The organism is Binatus sp. (SeqCode), assembly GCF_036522015.1.
GTDB lineage: Bacteria > Desulfobacterota > Binatia > Binatales > Binataceae > Binatus.
Genome location: NZ_DATDGQ010000296.1, coordinates 1 through 15,356 on the forward strand (window position 1 = coordinate 1; position 15,356 = coordinate 15,356).

Below are 15,356 nucleotides of genomic sequence, written 5' to 3' on the forward strand. Positions count from 1 at the left end.
TTGTTCAAAGCGGTGCCCGAGATGGCCGAGGAAATCAAAAAGCTCAAGCATTCGTGAATTTTAACGGAACCCGCCGTGGGTTCCGTACCTCCTTGGACAGGGATGACCCCTGCACCCAGTCTTAAGAGATGAGGGAACACGCGATGGCTGACCTGCAAGATAAGTTCGTCAACACCAACGGCATCCGGATGCATTACGTCGAGCAGGGCGCCGGGCCGCTCGTCGTGCTGTGCCACGGATGGCCCGAGTCCTGGTATTCGTGGCGGCATCAGATTCCCGCGCTTGCGGCGGCGGGCTTCCACGTCGTCGCGCCCGACCAACGGGGCTATGGGCAGACCGACGCGCCTGCGCCGATCGAGTCGTACAACATCCTGAACCTGGTCGGAGATATCGTCGGTATGGTCAACAGCCTCGGCGTCGAGTCGGCGGTGATCGTTGGTCATGATTGGGGCGCGCCAGTGGCGTGGAACTCGGCGCTTCTGCGTCCCGACATCTTCCGCGCGATCGCACTGCTCAGCGTTCCGTATTTTCCGCGCGGTCCGATGCGTCCGACTGACGGGATGAAGGCGCTCGCCGGCGATCAGCATTTTTACCAGCTCTATTTCCAGGAGCCGGGCAAAGTCGAGAAGGAACTCGATGCCGATCCGCGACGCTCGATGGCGATGGTCCTCTACTCGGCGTCGGGCGACGCGCCGCGAGGTGGCGAGTTCTCGTTCCTGTTCCCCAAGACGAAGAAGTTTATCGAGACCGGCACAGTGCCCGACAAGCTGCCGCCGTGGCTGACGGAAGCCGACCTCGACTTCTTCGCCGCCGAGTTCAAGCGCACCGGTTTTCGCGGCGGCGTCAACTGGTATCGCAATACTGATCGCAACTGGGAACTGACGCCGTTCCTCGACGGCGCGAAGCTGCAGCAGCCGGCGGTGTTCGCCGCGGGTGAGCATGACGTGGTCGGCAAAATGATCCCTGGTGGCTACGAGTTGGCGGGTGCCTTCACTCCCAATCTGAAAAAGAAAGTGATCATCTCCGGCGCCGGCCATTGGGTGCAGCAAGAACGCCCCAAAGAGATCAACGAAGTCCTGATTGAGTTCCTGAAAAGTCTGTAGTGATCCCCAGCCCCGGCAACCGCGGCCGGACGCGCAGCTACTCCGCCAGGATTCTCGCCATGCGGCTGGGGGCTCCAATCGGTTTTTTCCGGACTGCTCCCGCGATGTTACTGACGACGCGAGGAATCGATTTGACGGAATCATGAAGGACATCTGAGGCTGTACTATGAAAAAGGAAACTATCATCTGGAGCGAAGGGACCAGGATGGCCGCGGATCTGTTCCAGCCCGACGACCTTCGCGACGGCGAAAAAAGGCCCGCTATACTGCTCTGCCACGGTTGGGCCGGACCCAAGTCTCATCTCAGCTCAACCTATGCACCTTATTTCTGCAAAGGCGGGTTCGTATGTCTGACCTTCGACTATCGCGGATGGTTCGAGAGCGACGCCCGAATCGCTTCACCCGATAAACAGCCGCCACCCGACGCTGAAGGCTTCATTACAGTTCGCGGAAGGCCGGTCAGAGAGGTAGTAGATCCACTCGACCAGAATCGGGACATCAACAACGCTCTCGACTACCTCATCGGCGAGCCTGCCGTCGACCCGAACCGGATCGGTCTGTGGGGATCCAGTTTTGGCGGTGGTCATGTCCTCTACGTCGCGGGACACGATCCGCGGATCAAGGCGGTCGTAAGCCAGGTCCCAGGGATGGGACCGGCGCCGGATCAAAACGGCTTCGCCGCGCCGGCGCCGCAAGTGCAACAGCTCGCCAGCGCGATTGCTCGAGGTGAGATCCAGGCACTCCCGCGCCCCGCGGAACAGCCCGAATCGCTCAAAGGTATCGGGGACTTCAGAACGATGTGGCGTTTTCTTCCGCGCGTTGCTGCGGCGCACATAAGAGTGCCGACATTGATCATCGATCAGGAACAGGAAGAATACGGCGGCCGCGAAAATTCAGGCCTTGCCGCAAAAAATGCGATACCGCCCACCACTCGCGTGAAGTATCACGTATTTCCCGGCAGCCATTACGACATCTACGAAAAGAACTACCGCGAGAGCGGTAAGCTGGCGCGAGACTGGTTTTCCGAACATTTGATGCCCCAAAGCTAGGTGCCCTTGCCATGCGGATGATTGGTCGATTCGGCGCGCCGTGTTCCGCTTGCGGCTTCATTGGGCAGGGGTAAACCCTGCACCTTAGTAATGAAACGATGGCCCTTGATCTTGCTTGCGTGCTCTGTCGGATGCGCGTCGGCGGCGAATCGCGAGGCCCTCACCTACTCCAACGCCAGCGTCGTAGGAAAATACCGGATGACATCGACCGTCAAACCGTACGTTAAATTTGCCGGAGGTCCGAAAATCGGCGAAGGCGAAATCGCTTTCGATGGGCGCGGAAAATTTTGAGGGCCGGCAGGTCTTCCTCGGCCAATCTGGCACCATCCGGGGCACCTACCAGATCGAGCCTGACGGGACCGGCACCGCCTCGATGACGACGGTGCTCGAAGACGGCACTACTTCCGAGAGCGCGTTTGCGCTTCAAATCCAAAACGACAAGCAGATCAAATTTGTATCAGAGGGGCTGTCGCAACGCGGCGACGGGGTTAGCGTTCAGTCCCTGATAGCGCACGGCCAGCCCGGCCTGCAGGGTGTGCTTGAGAAGGAGTGATGGCACATGGATCGTTCCCCCGCACCCATTTGATCCCATGAAACTAAGAAGAGCGGCAGTTTGCTCAGCGGTCGAGCGCCGCTATTTCACGCTGAGCAGATCGACTTCGAACATCAGCGTGGCACCCGGCGGGATGACGCCGCCGGCGCCGCTCGCGCCATAGCCCAGATCCGGCGGAATGATCAGCGTGCGCTTGCCGCCGACATGCATGGTGGCGAGGCCTTCGTCCCAGCCCTTGATAACTTGGCCCTGGCCGAGCGTGAAGGAAAACGGCTGGGCGCGGTCGAGCGAGCTGTCGAATTTCTTGCCCTTCTTCCCGTCGACGAACAGCCAGCCGGTGTAATTAACCGTCACGGTCTGGCCGGCCTGCGGCACCGGTCCGGAGCCCGGCTTGACGTCGATGATGCGCAGGCCGCTGGGCGTGGTGACCTCGCCGGCCGCCAGGGCCGCCAAGGGCGCTGCGGCAAACGCCAGAAGGATTGCTGATACGAAGAACCGCGGTAATGACATGAAAACCTCGTGAACTGAATGACAGGAGCTCGACGGCCCGTCAAGGCCGTCGTGCTGACAGGTGGAGTGCGCGGCGAATTCGAGTTCTGTTAGGGAATTAACCTTTAGCAACACAAGCATCAGAAGAGAGACCCCGCGCCGCGCAGTGGTCACCTGACGTCAGGGTGACTTCGCTCAGCCCTTGTTGTACTCGTCGTGGCGATGCCACCAGTAGCCAGTCTCGTTGCGCCCCTTGGTGGCGCGATCGAGCCATTGGTACCCGCCCCAGAGGCCGTCCAGTCCGCGCGCAAATGTGGAATAGGTGTGGTAAACGACGCCCTCCTCGAGCACGAACGCGCTCATGCCCGGCCTCTCGCGCGCATAGGTGGCCACATCGGTGCCGGTCATGGCAGCGCCCTTAGCGGCCCCTTCGGGTGTGGCGCGCGAGGGTATTTCGGGCTCGTCGCCGCCGCGTAACTGCGACGCCGTCCCGCGCCGGTAGTTGTATTCGAAGGTCCCCTCGCGCTGTTGCTCCTCGGTGATTGAGACGTTGAAGTCGAAGTTGAAGGCGATACCCAGCGAGGACGCCCATGGAAACGTCCAACCCATCCTCCGCTTGTACGCCTGAAGCTTCGCCAGCGGCGCCCGCGACACCGCCGAAAGCGTGACATCGTGGTTGGCCAGATGGACGACGGAGCGATCGAATCCGTCCGCGATCGCCGAGCAGGACGGACACCCTGCCGTGTAGTCGGGCCCGAACATGAAGTGGTAAACGATGAGCTGCGTGCGCCCTCTGAAGAGATCTGCCAGAGAGGCGCTCCCTTCATCGGTCTCGAATCGGTACTCCTTATCGATCCGGACCCACGGCAGCTCCTGACGTTGGCGCGCCAGCTCGTCGCTGCGGCGCGTTAGCTCCTTCTCCGCCTTGAGCAGCTCGAGCCGGGCTGCAAGCCACTCTTCACGTGTCCCGGTCTTGTGATCGGTCATCGTTTATCTCCTTTGGAATCCTTTTCGGGCCCTACTTCTCGTCGGCAATGGCGCCGATCCTGCCGACAACCTTCTTCCAACCGTCGCTCATGTTCTCAAAAGCAGTATCGTTCTTCGGCAGAACGAACCCGGAGTGGACAAGACGAAGGCGCGTGCCGTTTTTGACCTTTGACAGCGTCCACGTCACGACGGTGTCCAGCGCGGCGCCGTAGCCCGCATTTCCGTCGCACCCGCTTTTCCAGGAATATACGAGGCGTTCGTTCGGCGTCACCTCCAACACCTGGCATTGAATGATGCCGTCCCACGCGCCGGCCGGCGTGGTCTGGAACGTGAAGCGTTTGCCCTTCACAGGCTCGAACCCGCTCGCCGGCATCAAAAGCCAGCGGCGATCAGTTCGCCGGTCGTCAGCGCTTTCCAGATAGCCTCCGGCGCATGAGGAAACACTTCCTCGACCACAATGTCCTGCGTATTGAACTTCATTGCTGCCTCAGTCATGGATCGATCTCCTTCAACAATTTTCTGAGCTTGGCGAACCGCTCGCGCCAGAAGACGCCGTAGTGGCTCATCCAATCGACGAGCGGAGCGAGGCCGGCAGGCTGGGCGCGATAATAAACGTTCCGACCCTCGGGGCGTTCGGCGACCAAGCCGGCCTGCTTCAACGACTTGAGGTGTTGGGAGATAGCGCCCTGCGTCACGCCGCTCCCCCGCGTCAGCTCGACCACGGTAATCTCGTCGGACTTGACGACCCGCTCGAACACGGCTCGCCGAGTGGGATCGGCCAGCGAGCGTATGACAGCGTTGATGGTGGCGGCTTCAGCCATTGTCGATACATTAGCGAACACTTATTCATTAGTCAAGCCTAATTTGTAGCCGCAACTTCAGTTCCACTCCACATCCATTTGGAAGTGATCAGTTCGCCAAGAAACCACCTCGATAACTGATCTTACCTCTCCCCGTCAGTGTCGCGGGCCGCCGTGCCCGCGATTCAATCCTCGGGTGCCATTATCCTGATAGCCGCCGCTGGGGTGGTAGTTACAGTCGCGCTTGCTTACGGAACGGCACAGTAATGAGCTAGGATTTCGCGCACTGTGCGGCTCAAAGCTCGAATTTTCTCTTTCGTAGTAGTTGCGATGTTGGTAACAGCGCGCGTCGATGTACGCGCGCAACCGGCCGCCTCTGCGACGCCGAGCCTTGGCGCGAGTCCCGAGACTGCGGCGGAATTGAAGCCGGGAACGATCATCGGCGCCGACAATGTCGGGCAGTACGCGCGCTATGTTCCTGCTGCGGCCAAGTTTGCCGTCGCGCATGGGTTTAAGATGCGGACTATTCCCGCGCGGCGGGTCGAATGGTCTCAGGGGTTTCAGCACGCTACCGAAAAATATGCTGCGCAGGTCTCGCTCGACAGCGACGGCTACCTCAAGAACTATGTCGCGGGCATGCCGTTTCCCTTGATCGAGGCCAACGACCCGGCGGCCGCCGCGAAAATCGCATACAACTGGCACATGGGACCGTTCATGCCGGACGATTTTTCGATCGCGCCATGGAGCAGCAATGCCTACACATCCAATACCGGCGACGCGCTGAAAATCGTGCCGAACTCCGACGGCGACTACGCCTGCGAGCAGTTCGATTTCCTGCGCTTCGCTCATCGCACGGACGTCGATCCGCGCCCGACGATTGGCGACAACGCGATGGGCGTCGAGTGGAAGGCGAAATGCAATCGATGGATTACCGATGTCTCCGGCGGGGCGAACGAAGGCGCAGGCATCTGGGTCCGCTATCTCGACGCGAAGCATCCTGACGAATTTTTCTCATTCAGTGAGGCCTCGCGCCGCATCCGGCGCACCGCCGTGAATCTCGACTATCCGAACGAGTCGTGCCGCGGATGCCATCAACCGTTCTGGGCGTACGCGCTGCCGAAAACCGAGAACTACCTGTATCGACTGCTCGGCACCACGACGCTGCTGGCGTGTCTTGGGGCCGACGACGAGCCGGCTGGATTCAAGTCGGGACCCGACGGTTTGACCCTGGGCGAAGAGCCGTTCGAACTTCGTCACGCGTACATTCTCGAGATGCGGCCGCGATTTCCCGAAAGCTCCGTCGCAGGCGGCGAGCGCACGGTCGTCTATATCGACAGCGAAGTGTACGTCTGGCTGGCGGCGGAGTTTTACGATTCGAACGGACTGACTGCCACGGCGATACCGTTGTGGCGGATGCGGCCGTCGTCGGAAGGCGGCAGCCTGTTCGATCTCGCGGGCAGCTTTTACCGTCCCGAGAACCACGGCTCACTTTTCCGCTCGCTGGTTCCCGCGCACAACGAATTCCACCAGGTGATCGACAGCAACAGCGTGACCGAAGGCGCCTTCAACCCGCTGATGATGCAGCATTGAAATTCCGACAGCGACCTTTTGGCTTTCGCGCGCTCCTTTTGCAAGAACACCAGCGCGGTTGATTCGCGACTGCTGCGCGGATACTTTCAATTCCATCCAACACAGGAGAGATTGAAGGCGTGCGGAAGTAGTTACTCCATCGTTCGTGTCTTCGGACAACAGCTCGCGCGATTTTTTGGCGCGCGGGCATTTTTGTGGAGCAGCTACTATGTTCGTGCGACTTTCAGGTCTCTCTTTTTCGTACTCCGATTCCGTTTCCACTCTTAGCGACGTCACGTTCACGCTCGCGACCGGATGGACGGGCGTGGTCGGGCCTAACGGCGCCGGCAAGACCACGCTGCTGCGCCTGATCGCCGGCGAGCTCGAACCGTCGGCCGGCCACGCCAATCTCGATCCGCCGCGCGGCGTGATTCGAGCGTGTGCGCAGACTGTCGAGACGATGACGCCCGAGATTGCGGCGTTTGCGGATGCGACCGACGGCGTCGCGCGCCGAGTCCACGGCGAGCTGCGACTCGACCCTTTCTCGCTCGCGCGATGGCCGACGCTGTCGCCGGGCGAGCGCAAGCGATGGCAAGTCGGCGCGGCGCTCGGCGCGGAGCCTTCCGTGTTGATGCTCGACGAGCCGACCGATCATCTTGATATCGAGGCGCGCGAGCTGCTGATCGCAGGCCTCGAGCGTTTTCGCGGCGTCGGAATAATCGTCTCACACGATCGCGCACTGCTCGATCGGATTACGCACTACACCGTGCGCGTAAATGACGGCACTGCGCGCATCTGGCGCGGCGGCTACTCCGACGCGAAGGTGGCGTGGGAAGCGGAGGAACGCGAGCGCTATGCGGAATACGAACGGCTGAAGCATCAGCGTGAGAATCTTGCGCGGCGGCTCGCCGACAAGCGGCGCCTGGCAGTCGCGGCCGAGGCCGAGTGGAATTCGGGCGTGCGTAAGCGGATGAAGTCGGCGCACGATCATGACGCAAACAGCATGGCGCTGCGCGGCAAATCCGAGATGGGGCTCAGGCGAATCTCGCGCGACGCGGCGGTGCTGCGCGCGAGCGTCGATCGCGTGTCGGAAAAGCTCGGCGAGTACAAATTCCGCAAAGCAAAGGGGCGTTCGATTTTCGTCGACTACGTACCCGCACCAGTGGCGAAAGTTTTCACGCTGGACGAAGCCGCGATCTGCGCCGGCGATACGCCAATTCTCGAAGACGTCCACCTCGCAGTGCTGCGCGACGCGAAGATTCGAGCCGCTGGTCCCAACGGAATCGGCAAGACTACTCTGCTGGCTGCGATGCTGCGCGGAGCGCATATTGCGCGCGAGCGCATCCTGTACCTGCCGCAGGAACTAACGGCGCGCGACGGTATCGCGATGCTCGATGCGGTCCGCGAGCTCAACGCCGAAGACCGCGGCCGCGTACTCACGCTGGTCGCGTCGCTTGGGATCGATCCCGACCGCCTGCTCGAGTCCGCCGCGCCAAGTCCCGGGGAAGCGCGCAAACTCGCGATGGCGTATGGCCTCGGGCGACAGGTATGGGCGATGGTGCTCGACGAACCGACCAATCATCTGGACATGCCGGCAATCGAGCGCCTCGAAGAGGCGCTGGTCGAGTATCCAGGCGCGATGGTGATCGTAACCCACGACGACGCTCTCGCAAGAAGATGCACCAGCATCGAGTGGCTGCTGGATGGCGGACGTGTCGAGGTGAGGTCTTCTTCCTAGCCTCTCCCTGATAGAGAGAGGATAGGATTAGGCAATGATTCCGGAAGTTCGCAGGCGCTCGAGATCTTTCCGCGAATACCCATGCGCTGCGAGCACCTCATCGGTATGCTCGCCGACCAGCGGGGGGCGGGTGATTTTACCGGGGGTCGATTCCAGCTTGGCGGCGAGTCCGGTCGTCAGGTATTCGCCCAGCTCAGGATGCGGCAGCTTCAGCAGCATCTGGCGGGCGGCGGTTTGCGGGTGCTTGAACATTTCTTCGATGGTCAGGATCGGGCCTGACGGGATGCCTTCGCGATTCAGCACTCCAATCCAATGTTCGGCGGGATGCGGCTGGAGCGCGCGATTTATTTCTTCGGTGAGCGCGGCGCGATTTTTTATGCGGCGGCCGCTGCTTGTGAATCTCTCGTCGGCTGCCAGTTCGGGGCGAGCGATCACTTTGACGAACTTTTTCCACATCGCTTCGTTGCCGCATGCGATGTTGAACGGGCGATCGGAGGCCTTGAAGACGCCGTGCGGCGACGACAGCGGATGATTGTTGCCGGCGGGCGCGGGCGTCTTGCCCGTTTCGAAATAAATTCCGGCCGACCAGGTCAGGATGCTGACGATGGACTCGAGCAGCGAGGTCTCGACGCGTTGGCCGCGGCCGTCGCGATGGCGCGCTTCGAGCGCGAGCAGAATTCCTTGCGCGGAGAAAATTCCGCCGAGCAGATCGCAGATCGCGATGCCGACGCGGGTCGGCCCGCTCTCGACGGTGCCCGTCACGCTCATCAGGCCCGACATCCCCTGCGCGATTTGATCGAATCCGGGAAAATCGCGCAGTGGCCCGGTCGAGCCGAAGCCCGAGATCGAGCAGGTGATGATGCGCGGGTTGCGCGCCGCGAGGGTTTCGTAGTCGAGGCCGATCGCTTGCATGACGCCCGGCCGGAAATTGTCCACGACGACGTCGGCCGCGTCGATCAGGCGCATCAGGATTTCGCGGCCTTCGGGTTTTTTGATTGCGAGTCGGATGCTTTTCTTCGATCGATTCGCGGAGAGAAAAAAGTAGCTGTCGGGACGCTTTCCGTCGCCGCTGTCACCGAGCTCGCCGCGCGGATTTTCGACGGGCTCGATTTTGAGGATTTCGGCGCCGTAGTCGCCGAGGATTTGGGTGCAGAAGGGGCCGGCGAGGTAGCGCGTGAGATCGACGACTTTGATTCCGGCGAGTGGCGGCTGCTGTTGCGATTGGGGCATGAGCGACAGGTTAGTCCGGTCGCGGGATTTTGCTCAAGTGTGTGGAGGCTCGACGAAGCGATGGAATCTCTGTGGGAGGATAATCGCCTGCGCGGCGGGCGGCAGGGGTGACCCCGGCACCCAGTGAGAAGCGCAAAGTTGCGCGCGGCGCGCTACTTTGCTCTCAGGGGCGGGAAGGGGAACCGGGTTATAAGGAAGCGGTTCTCTCGTGCTTCCTGGCGGCGCTTTTCGGGGCGAAACCTGCGCTGCGGGGGTACGTCTAACAGGTGGTAGTTGCTGGAAAGCTGTGGATGGCGGGATGATAATTGGGCATCGAGCATGAGATTTTCCAAGAATAGCGCGTGGATGCTTGCGATTGCGTTCCTGGCGGTCTTCGCCAGCTGGTATTTCCTAACCGGCAGCACGACTGCGCCGAGGATTGTTACGGCCAAGGTTACTGAGGGGCCGATTGTGCGGTCGGTTACGGCCACCGGGACAGTTAATCCGGTCATTACGGTGCAGGTCGGAACTTATGTGTCGGGGCCGATTACGGCGATTTACGCCGACTACAATGCGCCGGTGAAGAAGGGGCAGGCGATCGCGAAAATCGACGCGCGGCCGTACCAGGTGACCGTCGATATCGCGCATGCGACGCTGGCGAACTCCAAGGCGCAGCTCGGTAAGGACCAGGCCGATCTTGCCTATAAGAAGGTTACGTACGAGCGGAACCTGGCGCTGTTCAAGGCCGACGCGGTGTCGAAGGACGTGGTCGATTCGGCGTACAGCGCGTGGCAGATGGATGTCGCGCAGGTCAAGCTCGATCAGGCCAATATCCAGCAGCAGACGGCCAACGTCGCCGCGGCCGAGGTCAATCTCAATTACACCAATATCGTCTCACCGGTTGACGGCACCGTGGTCTCGCGCAATGTCGATGTGGGCCAGACGGTGGCGGCGAGCTTTCAGACGCCGACGCTATTTCTGATCGCGCAGGACCTGACCAAGATGCAGGTCGATTCGAACGTCAGCGAGTCCGATATCGGCTACGTCAAGTCCGGACAGAAGGCTACCTTTCGGGTGGACGCTTTTCCCGACCGCGATTTCGAGGGGACGGTCGCACAGGTGCGGCAGGCGCCGATTACCGTGCAGAACGTGGTGACCTACGACGTCGTGGTGAGCGTGGAAAATCCCGAGCTGCTGCTCAAGCCGGGGATGACGGCGAATGTGAACGTCGTCACGGCGTCCAAGGGCAACGTGGTGCGCGTGCCGATCGACGCGCTGCGCTTCGCGCCATTGGGACAACCGCCGGCGGATTCCGCGGCGATCGACGGAGCGCCGGGGCGGCAAACCCGGGTGTGGGTGCTCGCTAATCGCAAGGTCTCGCCGGTCGCGATCACGACCGGGCTGAGCGACGGCACCTGGGTCGAAGTCGCCGACGGCGACTTGCAGGCGGGCGAGCGCGTGGTGACGGACGAAGTGCGCAGCACTACGCCCCATGCAGCGGGATCGGGATCGCACAGCGGCGGCGGGATGGGCGGCGGCGGGATGCCCACGATGCATCTGCCGCACTAGTCCGATGAACTCCGTCATTGAGCTGCGCGGTTTGACCAAGACTTACGTGCTCGGCGAGGTCGAGGTGCATGCGCTGCGCGGGGTTGACCTGACTATCGAGCGCGGCGAGTTCGTGGCGGTGATGGGTGCATCGGGTTCGGGCAAATCGACGCTGATGAACATGCTCGGGTGCCTGGACCTGCCGACCAGCGGAAGTTACGTGCTGGAGGGCGAGGACGTCGCGAAGCTGAACGAGTCGCAGCTGGCGACGATCCGCAGCCGTCGAATCGGATTCGTCTTTCAGAACTTCAACCTGCTGTCGCGAACTTCGGCGCTCGAGAACGTCGAGCTGCCGCTGTTCTATTCGGCGTGGACCGCGGACAGCGAGAGCCGCGCGTCGGATTTGATGAAGCTGGTGGGACTGGCCGGCCGCGAGCAGAGCCATCCGAATCAGCTCTCCGGCGGGCAGCAGCAACGCGTCGCGATTGCGCGCGCGCTGGTCAATCGGCCGTCGATACTGCTGGCCGACGAGCCGACCGGAAATCTCGACTCGACCAACTCGGCCGAGATAATGGACGTGCTGACCAATCTTAATCGCCAGCAGGGGATCACGGTGATCGTGGTGACGCACGATCCCGACGTCGCGGCGTACGCGGACCGGGTCGTCACGTTCCGCGACGGCGTTATAATTTCGGACACGCGCAAGGAAGGCACCGGCCCGAGTGCCACGGCGAGCGGCGGCAAAGCGGGATTGGCGACGCGTGCGCCCGAGCAGCAGGCGTCGTCAATCGTGGACGAGGCGTGGACGTTTGCGAGCATGGCGGTGGTCGCGGCGGGCCGCGCAATCAAGCGCAACAAGCTGCGCGCGGCGCTCACGATGCTCGGTATTTTTATCGGGGTCGCGGCGGTGATCACGATGGTCGCGGTCGGCGACGGCGCGAAGTCTTCGGTCGAGGCGCAAATCAACAGCCTCGGCACCAACCTGCTGATAATTGTACCGGGCGCGACGACCGCCAATGGCGCGCGGGCGGGGCTGGGCAGCAATTCGACGCTGACGGTCGCCGACGCGGAGGCGATTGCGCGCGGCGGCGGGCCTGTCGCGCTGGTGACATACATGGACCGGCAGGTGGCGCAGGTGGTTTCGGGAAATCGAAACTGGAGCACCAACATCCAGGGCACGACCTCGAACTATTTTGCGATCCGGGACTGGCCGCTCTCGATCGGGCGCATCTTCACCGACTCCGAGGAAAAGGCCGGCGCAGCGGTCTGCCTGCTCGGGCAGACCGTGGTGAACAATCTATTCGGCGAGGGACAGAATCCGGTCGGCGCGACTATCCGGGTCAAGAACTTCCCGATGAAAGTGATCGGCGTGCTCTCAGTCAAGGGCCAGTCGAGCTACGGGCAGGATCAGGACGACGTGGTGATCGTGCCGTTCAACACGGCCGAGCGCAAAGTGTTGGGCGTGTCTGCTCCGACCGCGCCAGCCGCGCCCGCGGCGGTGGCGACGGCCAACGCGACCAATCCTTACGCGTCGGTGCCGACCACCAATTCGGTTTACAGCACCAGTGAAGCGACCAGCGCGTTTGGCAGCGCACCGAAAATCACCGGCGTCGTGAATTCGATGTTCGTCAAGGCGAGCAGCTCGGACCAGGTGGACAACGCGATCACACAGATTACGCACACGCTGCACGAGCGGCATCATATCCAGGCGAAACAGGACGACGATTTCACGGTGCGCAATCTTAGCGAAATAGCGGCGGCGTCCGAGAGCGCGACGCAGGTGATGACGATCCTGCTGTTGTCGGTGGCGTCGATTTCGCTGCTGGTCGGCGGGATCGGAATCATGAACATCATGCTGGTGTCGGTGACCGAGCGCACGCGCGAGATCGGAATCCGAATGGCGATCGGCGCCCGGCGCATCCATATCATGCTGCAGTTCCTGGTCGAGGCGATGCTGCTGTCGGTGATGGGCGGGTTTGCGGGAATCGTCCTCGGAATACTGGTGTCGAAGCTGATTTCGGCGCTGGCGGCATGGCCAACGCTGGTCTCGCCGGTGGCAGTGGTGGGAGGGTTCATCTTTTCGGCGGCGGTGGGAGTTTTCTTCGGGTATTACCCCGCCCGCAAGGCCAGTCTGCTTCACCCGATCGACGCACTTCGCTACGAATAGCGTAGCTCGCCTAGTCCCGCCGCTGACGATTAATTGCCGCATTTTTGGGCGCAAATTCAGGCGCTTAGCTCATTATTGGAATTTGTTCCTTGCATTACCAACGCTAATGTTCACTGACTCGGCATGAAGCCAAAGTTATCAATTGTTGTTGTCTCCCGGGAACATCTGTGATGGGCTCTTAGTTCTAATTACGTCAGGCCTGCGTTCGCAGTCGCCCAGGAGGTTTCCCAAGAATGGTTTCTCGTTTTACCCGCGCATGGAAAGTAGCGGGTGTCGGCGCGCTCGTGATGAGCATCGGACTGTTTGCCGCCACCGCCCGGGCCGGAGTTAAGCCCGGAGATGTGATCACTCCACAGAATGCGACGCAGGTCAAAGATCTGGTGTCGCCCGGCGTTTACTACATGGTGACGCACGGAATGCAGATGAATGTCGTGCCATCCGAGCGAATCGATTGGCCGCCTCCGTACAAGGATGCGACCGAGAAATACTCGTCACAGGTACGCCTGACCGACGACCACCGCTCGCTGATCGGCTACGTCGCAGGTCAGCCCTTCCCGCTGATCGACACCAACGACCCGCAAGTCGGGAACAAGATCATGTGGAACAACGTGTTCCGCCCGATCAGCACCGACGACTACGATCTGCGCTTCTTCGACTGCCAGATCGAGTACGTCAATCCGGGTCATGAGCAGAAGATCATCAACGACATCCAGGTCGGCCACTACGCGGGCTACGACCTGGTCGGCCGCACGGAAGTAGAGCCGATGCCGGTCGATCCTGACTTCAAGAAGACCGGACGCCTGTGGCTGTTCGGCCTGTATCCCCTGCTCGCGCCGCAGGAAGCACGCGGCCAGGGCCTGATTCGTTATCGCTACGCAGCGCCCAAGCAGGGTGACGACACCTGGTCGTGGAACCCGGGCAGCCGCCGCGTGCGACGCCTGAACGAGTCGCTCAACAGCACCGCGACCGGAGCGCAGAGCTTCGACCCCGACCACTATTCGGGCTTCAATCCGAAGACTGAAGAGTACAACTACAAGTTCCTCGGCGAGAAAGAGATGCTGGCGGTGGTTCACGCGAAGCATTCGCCGGAGGTGACTTGCTCGACCGACGGCGGCGCCTCAGCCTGCCCGGAAGATTGGGAGATGCGCCACATGTACATCGTCGAGGCGACGCCCAACCGTGACATCGGCCAGGCGGGCAACGTGCTCGACAAGGACACCGTCGTGTACATGGACTCGGAAGTATGGTTCGAGCCGTACGTTGATGGATACGACCAGAAGGGCGCGCTGTGGCGCACCAATATTTTCTGGGCAGCGTATCGCGACCGTCCGGTGCCCGACGCGAAGGTGGCAATTTATCCGTTCAAGCGCGAGTTCATCGTGGGCTCGGCGCGCTACGACGTACAGTCGGGTTTCGCGACAATGTGTTATTTGCCGGGACAGAATACGCCCGAGCGTGAATGCTGGTATATCAACATGGGTGCGGTTGACAAGGATTTCTTCACCACCGAATCGATGGTAAAGGCGGCTCCGTAAGCGAAGTTAGCCTGATAAATCAGGGGCTTAGCGCCCTTCGACGACCGGCGGGGCGATGCGGCAGACAGGCTGCATCGCCCCGCTTCTTTTTCGCACCGCTACGGTCAATTAGTAGAATTAATGAACATTTTGATGATATCTGGGCGTAGATACTTGACTCGTTACAATTTCGCGACCCAGAATTGTCCTCATATGACGGAGGGAGGAGGAAACAAAATGGTTAAGCATGCTTTGGGGAAGGCGATGCTGAGTGTGGGGGCGCTGACGATCTGCTTATGTCTCATCGCGGCGTCGGCTGATGCGACGGTGAAGCCGGGCGACGTCATAGCTCCCAGCAACGCAGCGCAGGTCAGGGACCTGGTCTCGCCCGGAGTGTACTACGCTGTCACTCACGGGATGAGAATGAACATCGTCGCGCCCGAGCGAATCGATTGGCCGCCGCCGTATCGGGAAGCGACGGAAAAGTATTCGCAGCAGGTCCGGCTCACCAACGATCATCGCAGCATGGTGGGCTACATCGCGGGCCAGGCGTTTCCGCTGATCGATCCGAACGATCCTTATGTCGCGACCAAGATCATGTGGAACAACGTGTTCCGCCCGATCCAGTCGG

General features: G+C 61.3%; 13 protein-coding genes and 1 pseudogene. 9 read left to right on the forward strand and 5 right to left on the reverse strand.

Annotated elements, in window-relative coordinates; translation table 11 throughout:
* Positions 1-143: 143 nt before the first annotated feature.
* The 3 genes from VIW95_RS12575 to VIW95_RS12585 all read left to right on the forward strand — a co-directional run bounded on the left by VIW95_RS12575 (position 144) and on the right by VIW95_RS12585 (position 2,704).
* Positions 144-1,103 (forward strand): alpha/beta hydrolase, encoded by a 960-nt coding sequence (locus VIW95_RS12575; protein WP_331586977.1) that lies wholly within the window; start codon positions 144-146, stop codon positions 1,101-1,103.
* Positions 1,104-1,269: 166 nt separating this feature from the next.
* A complete protein-coding gene (locus VIW95_RS12580; RefSeq protein ID WP_331586979.1) occupies positions 1,270-2,151 on the forward strand; it encodes an alpha/beta hydrolase in 882 nt (293 codons plus the stop codon).
* 271 nt (positions 2,152-2,422) lie between these two features.
* Positions 2,423-2,704, forward strand: coding sequence for a hypothetical protein (locus tag VIW95_RS12585; RefSeq protein ID WP_331586981.1), 282 nt, complete (start codon positions 2,423-2,425; stop codon positions 2,702-2,704).
* Between the two features lie 81 nt (positions 2,705-2,785).
* Here the strand turns inward: VIW95_RS12585 and VIW95_RS12590 are convergent, their stop codons facing one another.
* The 4 genes and pseudogenes from VIW95_RS12590 to VIW95_RS12610 form a co-directional block, all read right to left on the reverse strand.
* On the reverse strand, positions 2,786-3,214 hold the full coding sequence (locus VIW95_RS12590) for an FKBP-type peptidyl-prolyl cis-trans isomerase (protein WP_331586983.1): 429 nt from the start codon (positions 3,212-3,214) through the stop codon (positions 2,786-2,788).
* 174 nt (positions 3,215-3,388) lie between these two features.
* Positions 3,389-4,180 carry a DUF899 domain-containing protein gene (locus VIW95_RS12595; protein ID WP_331586985.1) on the reverse strand — a complete coding sequence of 264 codons (792 nt, stop codon included), beginning with the start codon at positions 4,178-4,180 and terminating at the stop codon, positions 3,389-3,391.
* A 31-nt stretch (positions 4,181-4,211) separates the two neighbouring features.
* Positions 4,212-4,675, reverse strand: a pseudogene (locus VIW95_RS12600) (SRPBCC family protein).
* A complete protein-coding gene (locus VIW95_RS12610) occupies positions 4,672-5,001 on the reverse strand; it encodes a metalloregulator ArsR/SmtB family transcription factor (protein ID WP_331586990.1) in 330 nt (109 codons plus the stop codon). Before VIW95_RS12610 ends, VIW95_RS12600 begins: the two are co-directional and overlap by 4 nt.
* Positions 5,002-5,310: 309 nt before the next feature.
* On the opposite strand from VIW95_RS12610, the gene VIW95_RS12615 reads away from it, so the two are divergent.
* Both VIW95_RS12615 and VIW95_RS12620 read left to right on the forward strand, forming a co-directional pair.
* The gene (locus tag VIW95_RS12615) at positions 5,311-6,570 is read left to right on the forward strand and encodes a DUF1329 domain-containing protein (RefSeq protein ID WP_331586992.1); all 1,260 of its coding nucleotides are present in this window, start codon (positions 5,311-5,313) and stop codon (positions 6,568-6,570) included.
* 208 nt (positions 6,571-6,778) lie between these two features.
* On the forward strand, positions 6,779-8,287 hold the full coding sequence (locus VIW95_RS12620) for an ATP-binding cassette domain-containing protein (protein ID WP_331586994.1): 1,509 nt from the start codon (positions 6,779-6,781) through the stop codon (positions 8,285-8,287).
* A 27-nt stretch (positions 8,288-8,314) separates the two neighbouring features.
* Here VIW95_RS12620 and VIW95_RS12625 read toward each other — a convergent pair whose 3' ends face one another.
* The gene (locus VIW95_RS12625) at positions 8,315-9,517 is read right to left on the reverse strand and encodes a CoA transferase (RefSeq protein ID WP_331586997.1); all 1,203 of its coding nucleotides are present in this window, start codon (positions 9,515-9,517) and stop codon (positions 8,315-8,317) included.
* Positions 9,518-9,835: 318 nt separating this feature from the next.
* Between VIW95_RS12625 and VIW95_RS12630 the strand changes: the two genes are divergently transcribed.
* The 4 genes from VIW95_RS12630 to VIW95_RS12645 form a co-directional block, all read left to right on the forward strand.
* Positions 9,836-11,065 (forward strand): efflux RND transporter periplasmic adaptor subunit, encoded by a 1,230-nt coding sequence (locus tag VIW95_RS12630; RefSeq protein WP_331586999.1) that lies wholly within the window; start codon positions 9,836-9,838, stop codon positions 11,063-11,065.
* A gap of 4 nt (positions 11,066-11,069) precedes the next feature.
* Entirely contained in the window at positions 11,070-13,211 is a 2,142-nt protein-coding gene (locus VIW95_RS12635; RefSeq protein WP_331587001.1) for an ABC transporter permease, read from the forward strand.
* Between the two features lie 233 nt (positions 13,212-13,444).
* On the forward strand, positions 13,445-14,746 hold the full coding sequence (locus VIW95_RS12640; protein WP_331587005.1) for a DUF1329 domain-containing protein: 1,302 nt from the start codon (positions 13,445-13,447) through the stop codon (positions 14,744-14,746).
* A gap of 216 nt (positions 14,747-14,962) precedes the next feature.
* Positions 14,963-15,356, forward strand: a 394-nt coding sequence (locus VIW95_RS12645) for a DUF1329 domain-containing protein (protein WP_331587007.1), incomplete at its 3' end; no start/stop codon positions are given.